Consider the following 15,679-nt stretch of genomic DNA (forward strand, 5'->3'; position numbering starts at 1 on the left):
CGGTGCGTTCAACGACACCGGATGGCGCACACCCATGGTCACGCGTGACCTCTCTGCGTTTTCCGCAATTGTGGCGCGTGCGAAAGGCGCGGGGCGACGCGGGCTGGCAGCCTTGCCCTGGCGGGGATCGGGGCCTAATCCATCGGGCAAGGAGACGCCCCATGGACCAAGCCCTGATTTCCGCCGACCCCCATGCCGAGATCCGCGAGGAGGTGCGCAAGCTCTGCGCCCGCTTCCCCGGCGAGTATTGGCGCGAACTCGATGCCCGTCGCGGCTATCCCACCGAATTCGTCCGCGCGCTGACCGAGGCCGGCTATCTCGGCGCGCTGATCCCCGAGGAGTTCGGCGGCGCGGGCCTGCCGCTCTCGGCCGCCGCCGCCATCCTCGAGACCATCCACGCGGAAGGCTGCAACGGTGCCGCCTGCCACGCGCAGATGTACATCATGGGCACCATCCTCAAGCATGGCAGCCCGGAGCAGAAGCAGCGCTACCTGCCCGGCATCGCGGAGGGCACGCTGCGCCTGCAGGCCTTCGGCGTGACCGAGCCCACCAGCGGCACGGACACCACCAACCTGCGCACCACCGCCGTGAAGCAGGGCGACAAGTACATCGTGAACGGCCAGAAGATCTGGACCAGCCGCGCGGAGCACAGCGACCTGATGCTGCTGCTGGCCCGCACCACGCCCAAGGACCAGGTGGCGAAGAAGACCGAGGGCCTGTCCACCTTCATCGTGGACATGCGCGCGGCGCTCGGCAACGGCCTGACCATCCGCCCCATCCGCACGATGATGAACCACAATTCCTGCGAGGTCTTCTTCGACAACATGGAGGTTCCGGCCGAGAACCTGGTCGGCGTCGAGGGCAAGGGTTTCCGCTACATCCTGGACGGCATGAACGCCGAGCGCCTGCTGATCGCGAGCGAGAGCATCGGCGACGCGAAGTGGTTCACGCAGAAGTCCGTCGCCTACGCGAAGGAGCGCATCCTGTTCGGCCGGCCGATCGGCCAGAACCAGGGCGTGCAGTTCCCCATCGCGAAGGCCTATGCGCAGATGCGCGCGGCGGAAGCCCTGCTGCACAAGGGCCTGGAGAAGTTCGAGGCCGGGCTGCCCTGCGGCGAGGAGGCGAACACCGCCAAGATGCTGGCCGCCGACGCCGCCTGGGCCGCGGCGGAAGCCTGCGTGCAGACCCATGGCGGCTTCGGCTTCGCCGAGGAATACGATGTGGAGCGCAAGTTCCGCGAGGCGCGGCTCTATCAGGTGGCGCCGATCAGCACGAACCTCGTGCTGAGCTATCTGGGCGAGCACGTGCTCGGCATGCCGAGAAGTTATTAGTTTGTGATGCCCTCAGGCGCCGGGCGCGCGCTCCGCGCGCTTGGCTTCGCGCCGCGTAGCGTGCGCGGGGGGCAAGGGTAGTCTGGGCGCGGCGGCCGCTTTGCGGCCGCATCCTCGGTGGGCGGTGCCGCTCTTGGGTGGCCGTCGCCGCTGGGCGGCCTAGACCGCCGCCGTCACCACGATCTCCACCAGATCCGCCCCCTCCAGCGCCACGCCCAAACACGCCCGCTGCGGCGGGTTGCCCATGTCCACCCACTCGTCCCAGGCCTGGTTCAGCTCTCCCTTCCGGGACATGTCGGCCAGATAGACCATCGCCGTGATGATCCGCGCCTTGCTGGTGCCCGCATCCGCCAGGTTCTGGTCGATCGCCGCCAGCGCGAGCCGCGCCTGTTCCAGCATCGAGGCCGATTTCACCGGCGACGTCGCGACCGTCGTCACGATGCCATTGTGGATCACGGCGCGGCTGCGGCTCGCCACCTTGCCGGGAATACGGGTGATCATGCGGTGTCGGCCTTCTTGCGGGAGGGTTTCGCGGCCGCTTCCAGCGCGCGCTGCCGCGCGATGAAATCCGGCCCGCAGGAGAGTTTCTGCGCCAGCGCGCCGCCCGGCTCCACCACGCGCCAGAAGGGCGAGACGGCGCTCGGCGCCTCGCCCGCCGCCACGCGCTCCAGTGCCGATTCCGCCACGATGCGCAGGAAGATCGCGGTCGAGGTCGGGCAGGTGGCGTCCGCCTTGTGCTTCTTCGCCAAGGCCTCCCGCATCGCCGCCACATCCTTGGTGCGGCCGGGCGGGATGCCCCGCAGATAGGCGTCGATCACCTTGGGCGAGGCGATGAAAAGCTGCGCGCCGGCCGGAATTCCGGCGAAGGGCTTTTCCAGCTCGGTCACGCGGGCGGGCTTCGCCGCGCGATACTTCTCTCCCCAGCTGGTGGTCATGGCGTGGCGTGCTGCGACATGGGCATGGTTCCCTGATCACCGCCCGCCGCGCCGGGTGGCGCGGTCTGGCGGAACGCTTAACCTTTTGGCCCGGCGATGGCAGTCTCACCGCAGTATGGTGCGATCCGGCGGCGCCGGATAGCTGGAAGGACCAGCATGCCAGGTTTCACACGCCGCGCCACGCTCGCGGCCCTCGCATCCATTCCCGCGGCCGCGGCGGCTGAACCCATCACGCTGCTGGTCCCCTTCGCCCAGGGTGGCGCGACCGACCGCCTGGCGGAACTCCTCGCCCCCGTCCTGGCCCGGCAGCTGGGCGAGGCGGTGCGGGTGGAGGCCATGCCGGGCGAGAGCGCCCAGCGCGCCCTGCGCCACCTCATGGCGCGGCCCGCGGATGGCCGCACCCTCCTCATCGGCAATCCGGGCCTCTTCGCCTTCAACCCGCATCTTTTCGCACGCCTCCCCTACGACCCGCTGACCGATCTGGCCCCCATCGGCCTGATCGGCACCAACCCGATGGTCCTGCTGGCCAGCGTCGCCTCGGGCATCACCGACGTCGCGAGCCTGCGGCAGCGGGCGCAGCAGGGGCATCTCTCCATCGGCAGCGCCGGGCGGGGCAGCGCGCTCTTCATGGGCGGCATGATGCTCATGCGCGCGCTGGGGGATGGCGGGGAGATCGTCACCTACCCGGGCGGCGGGCCGGCACTGGAGGACCTCCAGGCCGGGCTGCTCGACGTGATGGTGGACCAGACCATTACTGCCATTCCCGCCACCCATCTGGGGGCGCGCGCCATCGTCGTCCTGCATCCGCACCGCCTGCCCGAGCTCGCGACCGTGCCCACGGCGGCGGAAGCCGGCCTCGCCATGCCGCAGCTCGCCATCTGGAATGTGCTGACGGTGCGCGCGGGCACGCCGGCGCCGATGATCCAAAGCCTGGCCCGGGCCTTGGAGGGCGCGCTGGGGGATGAGATGCTGGCGCGCAGCCTGGCCGCCGAATTCCGTCATCACGCCCCTGGGTGTGCAGCACGGCCCGGTGGCTGCGGCGGCATTGATCCGAGGCGAACACGCCCGGTGGGGCGCCTTCATCCGCGCCGCACGCATGGAACGAGAGGGTTAGGAAACGTGAGCGGCAAACCTTTGGCCGGCCTGCTGGTGGTCTCGATGGAACAGGCGGTGGCGGCGCCCACCTGCTCGATGAAGCTGGCCGATGCCGGCGCGCGGGTCATCAAGATCGAACGCGCGGAAGGCGATTTCGCCCGCGGCTATGACGCGGCCTGCAAGGGCCTGTCCACCTATTTCGTCTGGCTGAACCGGGGCAAGGAAAGCCTGCGCCTCGACATCAAGCAGCCGGAGGACAAGGCGCTGCTCGCGCGCCTGCTGGCGAAGGCCGATGTCTTCATCCAGAACCTCGCCCCCGGCGCCATGGCGCGTGCCGGTTTCGGCTCCGCTGAACTGCGCGCGAAGCATCCGCGCCTCATCACCGTGGACATCAGCGGCTATGGCGAGGACGGTCCCTATGCCGGCATGAAGGCCTATGACCTGCTGGTGCAGGCGGAAAGCGGCCTCACCTCCGTCACCGGCCGCCCGGAAGGCCCGGGCCGCGTCGGCGTCTCGGCCTGCGACATCGCCTGCGGCATGAACGCCCACGCCGCCGTGCTGGAGGCGATCATCGAGCGCGGCATCACCGGCCGCGGCAAGGGCATCGCCGTCTCGCTCTTCGACGGCATGGCGGACTGGATGAACGTGCCGCTCCTCTACCTCGAAGGCACGGGCAAGGAGCCGCAGCGCATCGGCCTCGCGCACCCCTCGCTCTGCCCCTATGGCGCCTTCGAGACCAAGGACGGCGCCCTCATCCTCATCTCCATCCAGAACGAGCGCGAATGGGCGCAATTCGCCGAGCACTTCCTGGGCGACAAATCCCTCACCGAACGCGAGGGCTTCCGCATCAACCTCGAACGCGTCGCGCAGCGGCCGATGGTGGATGCGCACATCGCCTCGGTCTTCAAATCCTATGATCGCGACACCTGCGTCGAACGCCTGACGCGCGCCAACACCGCCTACGGCTTCGTCAACAACGTCGCCGGCCTCGCGAGCCACAAGGCGCTGCGCCGCATCACCGTCGAGACCGAAAAAGGCCCCATCCCCATCGTCGCCCCCGCCGCCCGATTCAGCGACGGCGCGCGCGAATACGGCCCGGTCCCAAGCCTCGGCCAACACGACGCCGCCATCCGCGCCGAATTCGCGGGCTGAACGCGGCAGCATCCGCGTGCGCGCGTGAGTTGGAGAGGGGCTCCGCCCCTCTCCAAACCTCTCCCCGCCAGGGGCCAGGGCCCCGTGGACCCCTTCAAGAATTGGGCTTGTTGAGGGAGGGGGCTCAAGGGCGCGCGCGTGATGCACGCGCGTGCTCTTGCCCCCTCCCTCGACAAGCCCTGTCCTGGGTTCCAAGGGCCTTTCGGCCCTTGGCGGGATGGGTCTGGGAAGGGCGGCGCCCTTCCCAGCCTCACATGCGGCACCTGGGCGCTGTCGCGCTCAGCCGTGGAAACTCGGTGCCGGTTGGCCGTTCGCGATGGCGTCGAGCAGCGCCATCTGCCGGGGCAGGCAGATCTTGTGCAGGTCGTAATGCGTTTCGACGTGGCGGCGCGCGGCGGCCTTGAGGGGCGCCTGGGCCTCCGGGTCGGCCAGCATGGCTGCCAGGTTTTCGGCGATGGCCTCGGGGTTGAAGAAGTCGGTGAGGCGGCCATTCACGCCGTCCTGGATCACTTCCTGCACGGGGCGGTGTGGCGGAGCCCAGGATGGCGCGCCGCAGGCCATGGCGTCGAGCATCGACCAGGAGAGGACGAAGGGATAGGTGAGATAGAGGTGCGCGCGCGTCAGCCGGAACAGGCTGAGCAGGTCGGCGTAGGTGCACGCGGCCCGTGAAGTGGATGCGGCTGAGATCGAGGCGGCCGTCCAGTTCGCGCAGCATCACCTCGCGCCAGCTGCCGCCTTCGGCGGGCGCGCGGCCGTAGGAGACGCCGTCGCCGCCGACGACCACGACATGCGCCTTGGGGCCGCAGCTTCTGGAAGGCGGGCAGGGCGCGCATGAATTGCGGGAAGCCGCGATAGGGTTCGAGGTTGCGCGCGACGAAGCTGCGACCTCGTCCGCCGGCGTCAGCGTGCGTCCATCGGGCAGGCGTGAAGTCGGCCGGCCCGTGCGGCGAGGCGATGGCGGTGTCGATTCCCTCATGGATGACGGAGATGCGGCTCTGCGCCCATTCCGGATAGCGCGACCATTGCCAGCGCGTGGGCGAGACGCCCCAGTCGGCGGCGTCGAGCTGGATGAGCTGGATGGTGTTCTGCACGCGCGTGCGCGCGGCCTCGTCCAGGCCCACGGGCACGCCGGGCGGGTCGAAGCCGATATCGCCGCCCGGATGAGCGGAAGAAGTACTCCCAGTAGAGGACCATCTTCGCCTCGGGGAAGACGTCCTTCAGGAAGAGGCCCTCGCCCCAGCCGGGATGGGCGCAGATGAGGTCCGGCCGGAAGCCCTTCTTGTGCAACTCGACGGCGGCGCGAGCGGCCGCCTGGCCGTGCCGGATGTGGCCCTCGGTGCGGACCAGATAGGGGTGGGGCGTCGTCTTGCCGGGCTCGGGCGGCTTGTAGCGGAGCTGCGTGATGCCGGGCAGGGCGGTCGTGTCGGTCTGGCCGAGGCCGATGACCTTGACGCCCTTCCGCTTGGCCATCGCCACCGCGAGGTGGCGATACTGCCCGGGGAAGTTCTGATGCAGGAAGAGGATCTGCACCGCGCGGGCTACTTCAGGATGCCGGGCAGGTCGAGCCCTTTCTGGCGTGCCCAATCGCGCGCAATCTCGTAGCCCGCATCGGCGTGGCGCATCACGCCCGTCGCCGGATCGTTCCACAACACGCGGGAGAGGCGGCGCGCGGCATCCGGCGTGCCGTCGCAGACGACGACCATGCCGGAATGCTGCGAATAGCCCATGCCGACACCGCCGCCATGGTGCAGCGAGACCCAGGTGGCGCCCGAGGCGGTGTTGAGCAGCGCGTTCAGCAGCGGCCAGTCGGAGACGGCATCCGAGCCGTCCATCATCGCCTCCGTCTCGCGGTTGGGGCTGGCGACGGAGCCGGAATCGAGGTGGTCGCGGCCGATGACGACGGGGCCGATCTCGCCCTTCGCGACCATCTCGTTGAAGGCGAGGCCGATGCGGTCGCGATCGCCGAGGCCGACCCAGCAGATGCGGGCCGGCAGGCCCTGGAAGGCGATGCGCTGCTTCGCCATGTCGAGCCACTGATGCAGGTGCGTGTCATGCGGCATCAGCTCGCGCACCTTGGCGTCGGTCTTGGCGATGTCGTCGGGGTTGCCGGAGAGGGCGGCCCAGCGGAAGGGGCCGATGCCGCGGCAGAAGAGCGGGCGGATATAGGCCGGCACGAAGCCCGGGAAGTCGAAGGCATTGGCGAGGCCCTCATCCTTCGCCATCTGGCGGATATTGTTGCCGTAGTCGAGCACGGCCGCGCCCATCTTCTGGAAGTCGAGCATGGCCTGCACATGCTGCACCATGCTGCGCTTGGCCGCGGCGGCGACGCCAGCGGGGTCGCTCTCGCGCTTCTGCTGCCATTCGGCGAGCGTCCAGCCGGCCGGCAGGTAGCCATTGCCGGGATCATGCGCGGATGTCTGGTCGGTGACGATGTCGGGCACCACGCCGCGGCGGACGAGTTCGGGGAAGATCTCGGCGGCATTGCCGAGCAGGCCCACGCTGATGGCGCGCTTCTCCGCGCAGGCGGTCCGGATCATGGCGAGTGCCGTGTCGAGGTCCTCGGCGCGGTGATCGAGGTACCTGGTCTCAAGCCGCTTCTCGATGCTGGAGGGCTGGCATTCCACGGCGAGCACCGAGGCGCCGGCGAAGACGCCGGCCAGCGGCTGCGCGCCGCCCATGCCGCCCAGGCCGCCCGTGAGGATCCAGCGGCCGGCCAGCGAGCCGCCGAAATGCTGGCGCCCGGCCTCCACGAAGGTCTCGTAGGTGCCCTGCACGATTCCCTGGCTGCCGATGTAGATCCAGGAGCCGGCCGTCATCTGGCCGTACATCATGAGCCCCTTGCGATCGAGCTCGTTGAAGTGCTGCCAGTTCGCCCAGGCGGGGACGAGGTTGGAATTGGCGATGAGCACGCGCGGCGCATCCGGGTGCGTGCGGAAGACGCCGACCGGCTTGCCGGACTGCACGCATAGCGTCTGGTCGCCTTCCAGCTTCTTCAGGGCGGCGACGATGCGCTCATAGCTGTCCCAGTCGCGCGCCGCGCGCCCGATGCCGCCATAGACGACGAGTTCGCCCGGGCGCTCCGCCACCTCGTCATCGAGGTTGTTCATCAGCATCCGCATCGCTGCCTCGGTGGTCCATTGGCGGCAGGTGATGTCGAGGCCGCGGGGGCTGCGGATGCCAGGGGAGTTGAGTTGAGCCTTGCGGAAACGGGTCATGACGGCACCGGTTCAGGTTGAGCCGCCAGACATAATCGGAAGGCGCGCCGCTGGCCAATTTGCCCGAAACGGGGGTAGGACACGCGCATGTCCGACGCAGAACTCCCCGACACCCCTCCCGACCGCCTGGCGGCCGACCCGAAGAGCCCCTTCCACGACGCCCGCGCGCTGGAGCGCGGCGTGGGCGTGATCTTCAAGGGCGTCGAGCGCACCAATGTGGACGAGTATTGCGTGAGCGAGGGCTGGGTGCGCCTCATCATGGGCAAGCAGGTGGGGCGCAACGGGCTGCCGCTCACCATGAAGATGCAGGGCGAGGTGCTCCCCTATTTCCGGGACCGGCCGCATCCCAAGGGCTGATGCCAGGCCTCACCTTGTGTGAGACCGGGTGCGCCGTGAGAGGCTGTCTCAGAAGTTCCTGATTTGGAACGTTCCGCGCGGCGGGCCCGCTCTGTCGCCTCCAAGATTCTTCTTGCCGTTGCGTCAACCTCATGCAGGATTGTTACATGCCTGGGAGGATAACCCTCCGGGCGTGCGACAGGCCCGCCCGTGATGCGCGCCGCCGCTCCGGGATGAGGAACACCGCGTTGCGCCCAGTCTATCCGACGATGACCGCCCATAATGCGAGCGACGAACCCTGGCGGCTGGACCGCCTGGCCCGGACCGATGGCCGCGTGCGCGAATTGCTCCGCATCCTGACGCGCGAGGCGCCCGATGATGAATCCAGCCTGGGCGAGGGCGTCTGGGTGCGGCACGTCACCGCCATGCATGATGACCGCGGCACGCTGGTCGCGCATGTCAGCAAGGCGCTGGCCGAATCCTCCTGGCTGCCGGTGATCGGCGCGGTGCTGAGCCGCGCCTGGAACGGCGAGGATGAGGGCAGCGTCGCCTTCAAGGTGCTGGGCGAGTCCGATGTGATCCCGTTGGGCGACATCCTGAAGGCGGAGGGGCCGGGCTGATCCGCTCCGGTTGAACCCCGGCCCGCATGGCGGGCCGATGACTTCGCCATCATCTGGCCGCATGATGCGGGCTTCTTCCCGGCCTCCACACCGGGAAAGGGCAGCCGCTGCGCGCTCCATCACTCCATGCCGCCATCGGCGCCACGGCCGCCGCCCTGCTGGGCGCGGGCGTCATCCTCGGCGTCTTCGGGCCGGGCATCGTCCCGCCCGGGGCGACGGGCTGGATGCTGTCGGGCCGCATCGGACCCGATCCGGTGCAGTATTGGCTGGGCTGGACCTTCTTCCGCGACGCGCCCTGGGGGGTGCCGCCCGGCATCAGCCCGGATTTCGGGATGGAGCTCTCCTCCTCCGTCTTCTACGCCGATGCGATCCCGCTGCTGGCCTTCCTCTTCAAGGCGCTGCGGGGCGTGGTCGAGATCGGCCAGTACTGGGGCATGTGGCTGCTGGCCTGCGGTGCGCTGCAGGGCTGGCTCGCCTGGCGGCTGATCGGGCGCTGGACGGAGGCGCCGCTGCCGCGCCTCGCGGGGGCCATGCTCTTCGTGCTGCAGCCCATGCTGCTGAACCGCCTCGGCGGGCATTTCGCGCTGGGCGCGCATTTCCTGCTGCTCTGGGGGCTCTGGCTCGTGCTGGAGGGCGCGGGGCGCTGGCGCTGGACGGCGCTCGTGCTGGCCGCCTCGCTCATCCATTCCTACCTGCTCCCCATGGTGCTTGGCCTCTGGGCCGCCGATTGGTGGCGCCGGCGCAACTGTACCGAGGCCGCGATGGTGCCGGCGGCCGGGGTGGCGGGCCTCTGGGCGGCGGGCTTCTTCCTGCTGCGCACGGGGCATGGCGGCCAGATGTACGGGGCCATGCAGCTCGATCTGCTGGCGCCCTTCGACCCGGCCTATTGGGGGCGCTTCCTGCCCGACCTGCCCGATCCGGCGCATCTGGAGGTCGCGAGCAGCTATCCAGGGCTGGGTGCGCTCCTGCTGCTGCCCTTCCTCGCCTGGCTGCGGCCGGGCTGGCGGCACGCGCCGCTGCTGGCGGTGCTGCTGGCCATGCTGGCCTTCGCCATCACCCACCGGCCTTCCATCGGCGGCTCACAGATCACGCTGCTGCCGCTGCCGGCGCGGGTGGTGGAGTGGATGGGGGCGCTGCGCGCCTCGGAGCGCTTCTTCTGGCCCGTCGCCTATGCGGCCATGCTGGGCGGCATCGCGGGGCTGCTGCGGCTGTTCGGGCCGCGCTGGTCGGGCCTCGTGCTGGCGGCGCTGCTCACCGTCCAGGCGGCGGACCTGCGGCCTGGCGTGGCCCGGCTCGCCTATTTTTTTCAGCCGATGCCGGCCCAGCTGCCGCTGCGCCTCTCCGATCCGTTCTGGGCCGAGGCGGCGACGCGCTACCGCGCCATCCGCGCCGTGCCCGCCGCCAACCAGGGGGCCGCCTGGGAGGAGATCGCGGTCTTCGCCGCGACGAACCGGATGGCGACGGATGCGATCTACCTGGCGCGCAGCGACTGGCGCCGCGTGGCGGCCCTGCGCGCCGAGATGGCCGCGCGCCTCGCCGAGGGCCGGCCCGAGCCCGGCGTCATGTATGTGCTGCGCGACGCGGAAAGCCTGGCGCTGGCGCGCGCTGGGCTGCGGCCGGGGCGGGACCGCATCGTCGAGGCGAACGGGCTGTACGTGCTGGCTCCCGATTGGTGAGGCGGGCGTTACCTTCGGGCGCGCCTTGACGAAGAAGGTCTGATCCCCACCCTTGGGCGTGGAACAAGCGCCAGGAGCCATCCCCATGCTGATCCGCCGCCGCCGAGGCTATGAAATCCCCGAGAGCCAGGTGACACCCGAGCATCTCGTGCTGAACCGGCGCGCGCTGATGGGCGCTGGCGCCGCCCTGCTGCCCGCCACGGCTTTCGCCCAGCAGGCCTCCGGCCCCGTGCCGCCCTTGCCCGCCCACCAGCGCAACCTGCGCTACCGCCCAGAGCGCGAGATCACGCCCGAGCGCGAGGCGACCACCTACAACAACTTCTACGAATTCGGCACGAGCAAGAACATCGTCCGCGAGGCGAGCCGCATGCCCCTGCGCCCCTGGACCATCCAGGTGGACGGCATGGTGGCCAAGCCCGCCACCTATGGCGTGGACGACCTGATCCGCATGCTGCCGATCGAGGAGCGCATCTATCGGCTGCGCTGCGTCGAGGCCTGGGCGATGACCGTGCCCTGGACCGGCTTCCAGCTCTCGGAACTTCTGAAGCTGGTCGAGCCCACCGCCGGCGCGCGCTACGTCTCCTTCACCACGGCGCAATTGCCGGCCGTGATGCCGGGCCTGCGGCAGAGCTGGTATCCCTGGCCGCATGTGGAGGGCTGCACCATCGCGGAGGCGATGAACGAGCTGACCTTCATGCCCGTCGGCATGTATGGCAAGCCGCTGCTGGCGCAGAATGGCGGGCCCTTCCGCGTGGTCTTTCCGTGGAAATACGGCTTCAAGTCGGGCAAGTCGGTGGTGCGGGTCACCTTGACCGACCGGCGGCCCGAGAATTTCTGGTTCAAGATCCAGCCCTCGGAATACGGCTTCTGGGCCAATGTGAACCCCGAGGTCGCGCATCCCCGCTGGTCGCAGGCCACCGAACGTCTCCTCGGCTCCGGCGAGCGCGTGCCGACGCGGCTTTTCAACGGCTATGGCGAGTTCGTGGCGGGGCTCTATACCAACCTGCAGCGCGAGCGCCTCTGGGCCTGATTGAACCGCACGAAGGCAGAGCCTTCGCGCCCCTCGGGCGCCGGGCGCGCGCATTCGCGCTCCCGGCCCTGCGGGCCGCCAGCTGGATCAGCTCTACCGCGGCGGCCGGATGTCGAGCTCGGCCCAGGCGCCTTCGGCATCCTCGGCGAAGCGCAGCAGCTCCAGTTCGCCATGCGCGATCATCCCCTCCTCGGCCAGCGCCTCCCAGTTCACGATGCGGCGCCAATAGGCCTCGTCCACCAGCACGATGGGGACATGGCCCAGGCGCTCGCTCTGCCTGAGCGTCAAAAGCTCGAACAGCTCGTCCAGCGTGCCGAAGCCACCGGGGAAGACCACCAGCGCGCGGGCGCGGATGGCGAGGTGCATCTTGCGCAGCGCGAAATAATGGAACTGGAAGGTGAAGTCGGGCGTCGTATAGCGGTTGGGCACCTGCTCATGCGGCAGTCGGATGTTGAAGCCGATGCTGGGGGCGCCCACGTCATGCGCGCCGCGATTGGCGGCCTCCATGATGCCGGGGCCGCCGCCGGTCGCGATCACATGGTCCCGCGCGCCTGCCACCGGGTGCAGCGCGCCGCCGCGCTCGGAGGCGATGCGGCCGAAATGCCGCGCCTGCTCATACCAGCGCGCCTGCCGGCCCGGCCCATCCTCCCGCACGCGGGAGCTGCCGAAGACCACGATGGTGGAGCGGATGCCGGCCGAGCGCAGCGCGTCATCCGCCTTGGTGAATTCCACCTGCAGCCGCACGCCGCGCATGGCGGGGCTGAGCAGGAAATCGCGGTCGAAGAGCGCCAGGCGATAGGCGGGGGAGTGGGTCGCGTCTTCGGTCATGGGCGCATCCTGCCCGGCTGGAGAATGTGCCGGATGGAGCGCATGATGCGCCCCTCAACGCTGCCATCCAAGCGCAGCGCACAGGGGAAACGCCATGGCCGTGACACTCACCTTCTGCGGGGCCGCGCGCACCGTCACGGGGCTCTGCCTGCTCTTTGAATGGGGCCGGCAGAAGGTGCTGGTGGATTGCGGCATGTTCCAGGGCCCGAAGACGCTGAAGGCGCTGAACCACGAGCCCTTCCCCTTCGATCCGCGCGAGGTGGACGCCGTGCTGCTCACCCACGCGCACATCGACCATTCCGGCCTGCTGCCGCGCCTCGTGAAGCAGGGCTTCACGGGGCAGATCCACGCGACGGCGGCGACGATCGAACTCTGCTCCTGCATGCTGCCCGATTCCGGGCACATCCAGGAAAGCGAGGTGCGGATGCTCAACCGCCGCAACCGCCATCGCGGCCAGGATGAGGTGGAGCCCATCTACACCGCCGCCGATGCGGAGGACGCGCTCGCCGCCTTCACCCCCGTCAGCTACGGGCAATGGGTGACGCCGGTGGCCGGGCTGCGCGCGCGCTGGTGGAATGCCGGGCACATGCTGGGCTCCGCCTCCATCGAGCTGGAATTCGAGCGCGAGATGCGCGTGCTGGTCTCGGGCGATATCGGCCCCGACATCAGCGCCATGCAGCCTGACCCCGATGGCCCCTCCGGCGGCGTGGACCACCTGATCTGCGAGAGCACCTATGGCGACGAGGACCGCCCCCCGGTGGACGAGGCCGCCCGCCGCGCCGCCATCACCGAAATCGTCCGCGACGCCGCGCGCCGCGGCGGGCCGCTGCTGATCCCGACCTTCGCGGTGGAGCGCGCGCAGGAGGTAGTGATGGATCTCGTCGCCCTCATGCAGTCGGGCGCGATCCCGGAGGCGACGATCTATCTCGACAGCCCGCTGGCGACGCGCGCCACCAAGGTGTTTGCCCGGCACGCGCTGGACACGGAGGCGGGGCATGCCCTGCGCGCGGCACTCACCTCGCGCCGGCTGGAGCATGTTGTGGATGGCGAGGCGAGCCGGAGGCTGGCCCGGCAGGAGGGATTCCAGATCATCCTGGCGGGCTCGGGCATGTGCGAGGCGGGGCGCATCCGGCACCACCTGAAGGCGCGCCTCTGGGACCCGCGCGCCACGGTGGCGCTGGTGGGCTTCCAGGCGGAGGGCACGCTGGGGCGCCTGCTGCAGGATGGCGCGCGCCGGGTGCGCATCCAGGGCGAGACCATCCAGGTGGCGGCGCGCATCGCGATGGTGGAAGGCTACTCCGGCCATGCCGACCAGCCGGAACTGCTGCGCTGGATCGCGGCGCGCGGGCCGGTGAAGGGCGGGCTCTTCCTGGTGCATGGCGAGCCGGAGGCGATGGAGGTGATGGCGGGCGTGATCCCGGGGATCAGCCCGGCGCGCATCCTCCGCCCGGTGCTGGATGAGGGCTTCCGCCTCGCCCCGCATGCCATCCCGGAGCGCCTGCCGGCGCGGCCCGGGCGGCGGGCGCATCCGGAGAGCGTCGGCCGGCCGGATTGGCACAATGCGCGCGCGGCCCTGCTGCTCGGCATCGAGGAGGCGATCGAGAAGGCGGGCGACGAGGCAAGCCGCGCGGCGCTGATCGATAAGCTGCGGGGGGCGCTGCGGTAGGGCTCCGAGCAAGCCTCGGGCTTAAGCCCGCGTTATTGAATTCCTGTCATTCAGGTGCCCGGGCATCATCACCCGCTCCCTGTCGGAGAAGCACCTCATGCAACGAATGACCGAAGCCTCCCTCGGAACGAAAGTCCTTGCCATCGTGTCGCTCCTGGCGCTGCTGGCGCTGGGCGTGACCGCACTCCTGAGTAGCCGGATGCTCGCGGCGGACCGCACCCTCTCCAGCCTGATCCAGCGCGAGATGGTGGTGGCCAATCTCTCGCTGCGGCTGCGCGGCGATGTCGCCGATCTCGGGCGGCAGCTGAACAATGTCCAGCTCCTGCGCGATCCCGGCCGCATCGGCGCGCTCGACACCTCCATCCGCGAGATCCTCGGCAATCTCGACCAGACGCTCGCGCAGATGAAGGCGATCGGCCTTCCCGAGGCGGGGCCGATGCAGAGCTATGCGGAGGAGACGGTATCCCGCCTCCGCCAGAGCGCGATGCGCACCATCGCGATCAAGGCGGCCGGCGCGGCGGATCATGATGACGCGACCCGCAGTTCCTGGGGGCAGCCCGATGGGCGCGCGTTGGTGGTCGAGCTGCAGGGCCGCGTCTCCCGCTTCAGCGACGAGATGACCCGCAACGCCCAGGGCACCGGGATCGCGCTCTCGGCCGCCATCCTCCGCGAGACCTGGATGACGGCGCTCGGCGTGCTGGCGATGGTGGTGATGATCGGCCTGGGCGCCTTCCTCTTCCTGCAGCGGACCGTGGTGCGCCCGCTTTTCGCCCTGCAGGCGCGCATGGCCGCGCTGGGCGATGGCGATGATGTCAGCCCGGTCCCCGGCGCGGGCCGGCGGGACGAGCTGGGCGGCATGGCGGCCACGCTGGCCCGGCTGCGCGATGGCCTGGCCGAGGCGCGGCGCGCCCGCGAGGCGGCCGATGCCGAGCGCGCCGCGCTGCGCAAGGCCGCCGTGGATGACATGGTGAAGGGCTTTGAGCGGGAGGCGATGGGCGCGCTCGAGGCGGTGTCCCTCTCCGCCGGCCGTCTGGACCAGACGGCGCTCCGGATGGGCGGGGCGGCGACCGAGGGCGTCACCCTCGCCGGCCAGGCCGCCGCGGCGTCCGAGCAGGCGAGCGTCAATGTGCAGGCCATCGCGGCCTCCGTCGAGGAATTGTCCGCCTCCATCGCCGAGGTGGCGCGCCAGGTGAGCGAGAGCGCGCGCATGGTCTCCGCCGCCGCCGCCGAAGCCCGCCAGACCGATGCCGCGGTCGGCAACCTCGCCGCCGGCGCGGATCGCATCAGCGAGGTCGTGCGCCTCATCGGTGACATCGCGGGCCAGACCAACCTGCTCGCGCTCAACGCCACGATCGAGGCGGCGCGGGCGGGCGATGCCGGAAAGGGCTTCGCCGTGGTGGCGAGCGAGGTGAAGGCCCTGGCCGCGCAGACCAGCAAGGCGACCGAGCAGATCGCCACGCAGATCGGCGCCATGCAGTCCGACACCACCTCGGCGGTGGAGGCGATCCGCGGGATCGCGCGGACGGTGGACCAGATCAACACCATCTCCACCCAGGTCGCGGCGGCGGCGGAGCAGCAGGCGGCCGCGACGCGGGAGATCGGCCGTGCGGTCAGCGATGCCGCGATCGGCAATTCGGAAGCGAGCGGCCACGTCGCTGGCCTCCGCGCGGGCGCGGAGCAGACCAGCTCCGCCGCCACCGAGCTGAGCCAGGCCGCGGCCGGGCTGAACCGGGAGGCGGCCACGCTGCGGAGCAATGTGGACGGCTTCCTGAATGCCCTGCGGGCCGCCTGAGGC

Annotated in this window: 14 protein-coding genes and 1 pseudogene; 8 read left to right on the forward strand and 7 right to left on the reverse strand. The window is 70.2% G+C overall.

Going from position 1 to position 15,679, the window contains the following annotated elements; all coding sequences use genetic code 11:
* The first annotated feature begins 161 nt into the window (after positions 1-161).
* A complete protein-coding gene (locus tag ACQ860_RS20355; protein WP_431305155.1) occupies positions 162-1,331 on the forward strand; it encodes an acyl-CoA dehydrogenase family protein in 1,170 nt (389 codons plus the stop codon).
* A gap of 159 nt (positions 1,332-1,490) precedes the next feature.
* Here the strand turns inward: ACQ860_RS20355 and ACQ860_RS20360 are convergent, their stop codons facing one another.
* Positions 1,491-1,832, reverse strand: coding sequence for a RidA family protein (locus tag ACQ860_RS20360; RefSeq protein WP_431305156.1), 342 nt, complete (start codon positions 1,830-1,832; stop codon positions 1,491-1,493).
* Positions 1,829-2,266, reverse strand: coding sequence for a hypothetical protein (locus ACQ860_RS20365; protein ID WP_431305157.1), 438 nt, complete (start codon positions 2,264-2,266; stop codon positions 1,829-1,831). The genes ACQ860_RS20360 and ACQ860_RS20365 overlap by 4 nt, the downstream gene beginning before the upstream one ends.
* Positions 2,267-2,422: 156 nt before the next feature.
* Here ACQ860_RS20365 and ACQ860_RS20370 point away from each other — a divergent pair, with 156 nt between their 5' ends.
* Positions 2,423-4,513, forward strand: coding sequence for a tripartite tricarboxylate transporter substrate-binding protein (locus tag ACQ860_RS20370; protein WP_431305158.1), 2,091 nt, complete (start codon positions 2,423-2,425; stop codon positions 4,511-4,513).
* Between the two features lie 279 nt (positions 4,514-4,792).
* On the opposite strand, the gene ACQ860_RS20375 is transcribed toward ACQ860_RS20370, so the two are convergent.
* From ACQ860_RS20375 to hutU, 4 genes are read right to left on the reverse strand one after another with little or no spacing between them, the layout of a single operon-like run.
* The gene (locus ACQ860_RS20375) at positions 4,793-5,200 is read right to left on the reverse strand and encodes a glycosyltransferase (protein WP_431305793.1); all 408 of its coding nucleotides are present in this window, start codon (positions 5,198-5,200) and stop codon (positions 4,793-4,795) included.
* The gene (locus ACQ860_RS20380) at positions 5,134-5,604 is read right to left on the reverse strand and encodes a hypothetical protein (protein WP_431305159.1); all 471 of its coding nucleotides are present in this window, start codon (positions 5,602-5,604) and stop codon (positions 5,134-5,136) included. The genes ACQ860_RS20375 and ACQ860_RS20380 overlap by 67 nt, the downstream gene beginning before the upstream one ends.
* Positions 5,486-6,043 (reverse strand): hypothetical protein, encoded by a 558-nt coding sequence (locus tag ACQ860_RS20385; protein WP_431305160.1) that lies wholly within the window; start codon positions 6,041-6,043, stop codon positions 5,486-5,488. The genes ACQ860_RS20380 and ACQ860_RS20385 overlap by 119 nt, the downstream gene beginning before the upstream one ends.
* Positions 6,044-6,051: 8 nt before the next feature.
* Positions 6,052-7,728, reverse strand: coding sequence for a urocanate hydratase (gene hutU, locus ACQ860_RS20390; protein WP_431305161.1), 1,677 nt, complete (start codon positions 7,726-7,728; stop codon positions 6,052-6,054).
* 87 nt (positions 7,729-7,815) lie between these two features.
* Here hutU and ACQ860_RS20395 point away from each other — a divergent pair, with 87 nt between their 5' ends.
* The 4 genes from ACQ860_RS20395 to msrP all read left to right on the forward strand — a co-directional run bounded on the left by ACQ860_RS20395 (position 7,816) and on the right by msrP (position 11,390).
* On the forward strand, positions 7,816-8,085 hold the full coding sequence (locus tag ACQ860_RS20395; RefSeq protein WP_431305162.1) for a DUF3297 family protein: 270 nt from the start codon (positions 7,816-7,818) through the stop codon (positions 8,083-8,085).
* A gap of 227 nt (positions 8,086-8,312) precedes the next feature.
* Positions 8,313-8,684 carry a hypothetical protein gene (locus tag ACQ860_RS20400; protein WP_431305163.1) on the forward strand — a complete coding sequence of 124 codons (372 nt, stop codon included), beginning with the start codon at positions 8,313-8,315 and terminating at the stop codon, positions 8,682-8,684.
* Positions 8,685-8,839: 155 nt separating this feature from the next.
* Positions 8,840-10,360: a DUF6311 domain-containing protein gene (locus ACQ860_RS20405; protein ID WP_431305794.1), complete on the forward strand. Its 1,521-nt coding sequence runs from the start codon at positions 8,840-8,842 to the stop codon at positions 10,358-10,360.
* Between the two features lie 85 nt (positions 10,361-10,445).
* Positions 10,446-11,390 (forward strand): protein-methionine-sulfoxide reductase catalytic subunit MsrP, encoded by a 945-nt coding sequence (gene msrP, locus ACQ860_RS20410; RefSeq protein ID WP_431305164.1) that lies wholly within the window; start codon positions 10,446-10,448, stop codon positions 11,388-11,390.
* Positions 11,391-11,483: 93 nt separating this feature from the next.
* Here the strand turns inward: msrP and ACQ860_RS20415 are convergent, their stop codons facing one another.
* Positions 11,484-12,218, reverse strand: a complete 735-nt coding sequence (locus ACQ860_RS20415) for an LOG family protein (RefSeq protein ID WP_431305165.1) — start codon at positions 12,216-12,218, stop codon at positions 11,484-11,486.
* A gap of 94 nt (positions 12,219-12,312) precedes the next feature.
* On the opposite strand from ACQ860_RS20415, the gene ACQ860_RS20420 reads away from it, so the two are divergent.
* Positions 12,313-13,884, forward strand: coding sequence for an MBL fold metallo-hydrolase RNA specificity domain-containing protein (locus tag ACQ860_RS20420; RefSeq protein ID WP_431305166.1), 1,572 nt, complete (start codon positions 12,313-12,315; stop codon positions 13,882-13,884).
* 748 nt (positions 13,885-14,632) lie between these two features.
* Positions 14,633-15,676 (forward strand): annotated as a pseudogene (locus ACQ860_RS20425) (methyl-accepting chemotaxis protein); the annotation flags it as partial.
* Positions 15,677-15,679 lie beyond the last annotated feature (3 nt).

It is taken from the genome of Sediminicoccus sp. BL-A-41-H5, assembly GCF_050632405.1.
Classification (GTDB): domain Bacteria; phylum Pseudomonadota; class Alphaproteobacteria; order Acetobacterales; family Acetobacteraceae; genus Roseococcus.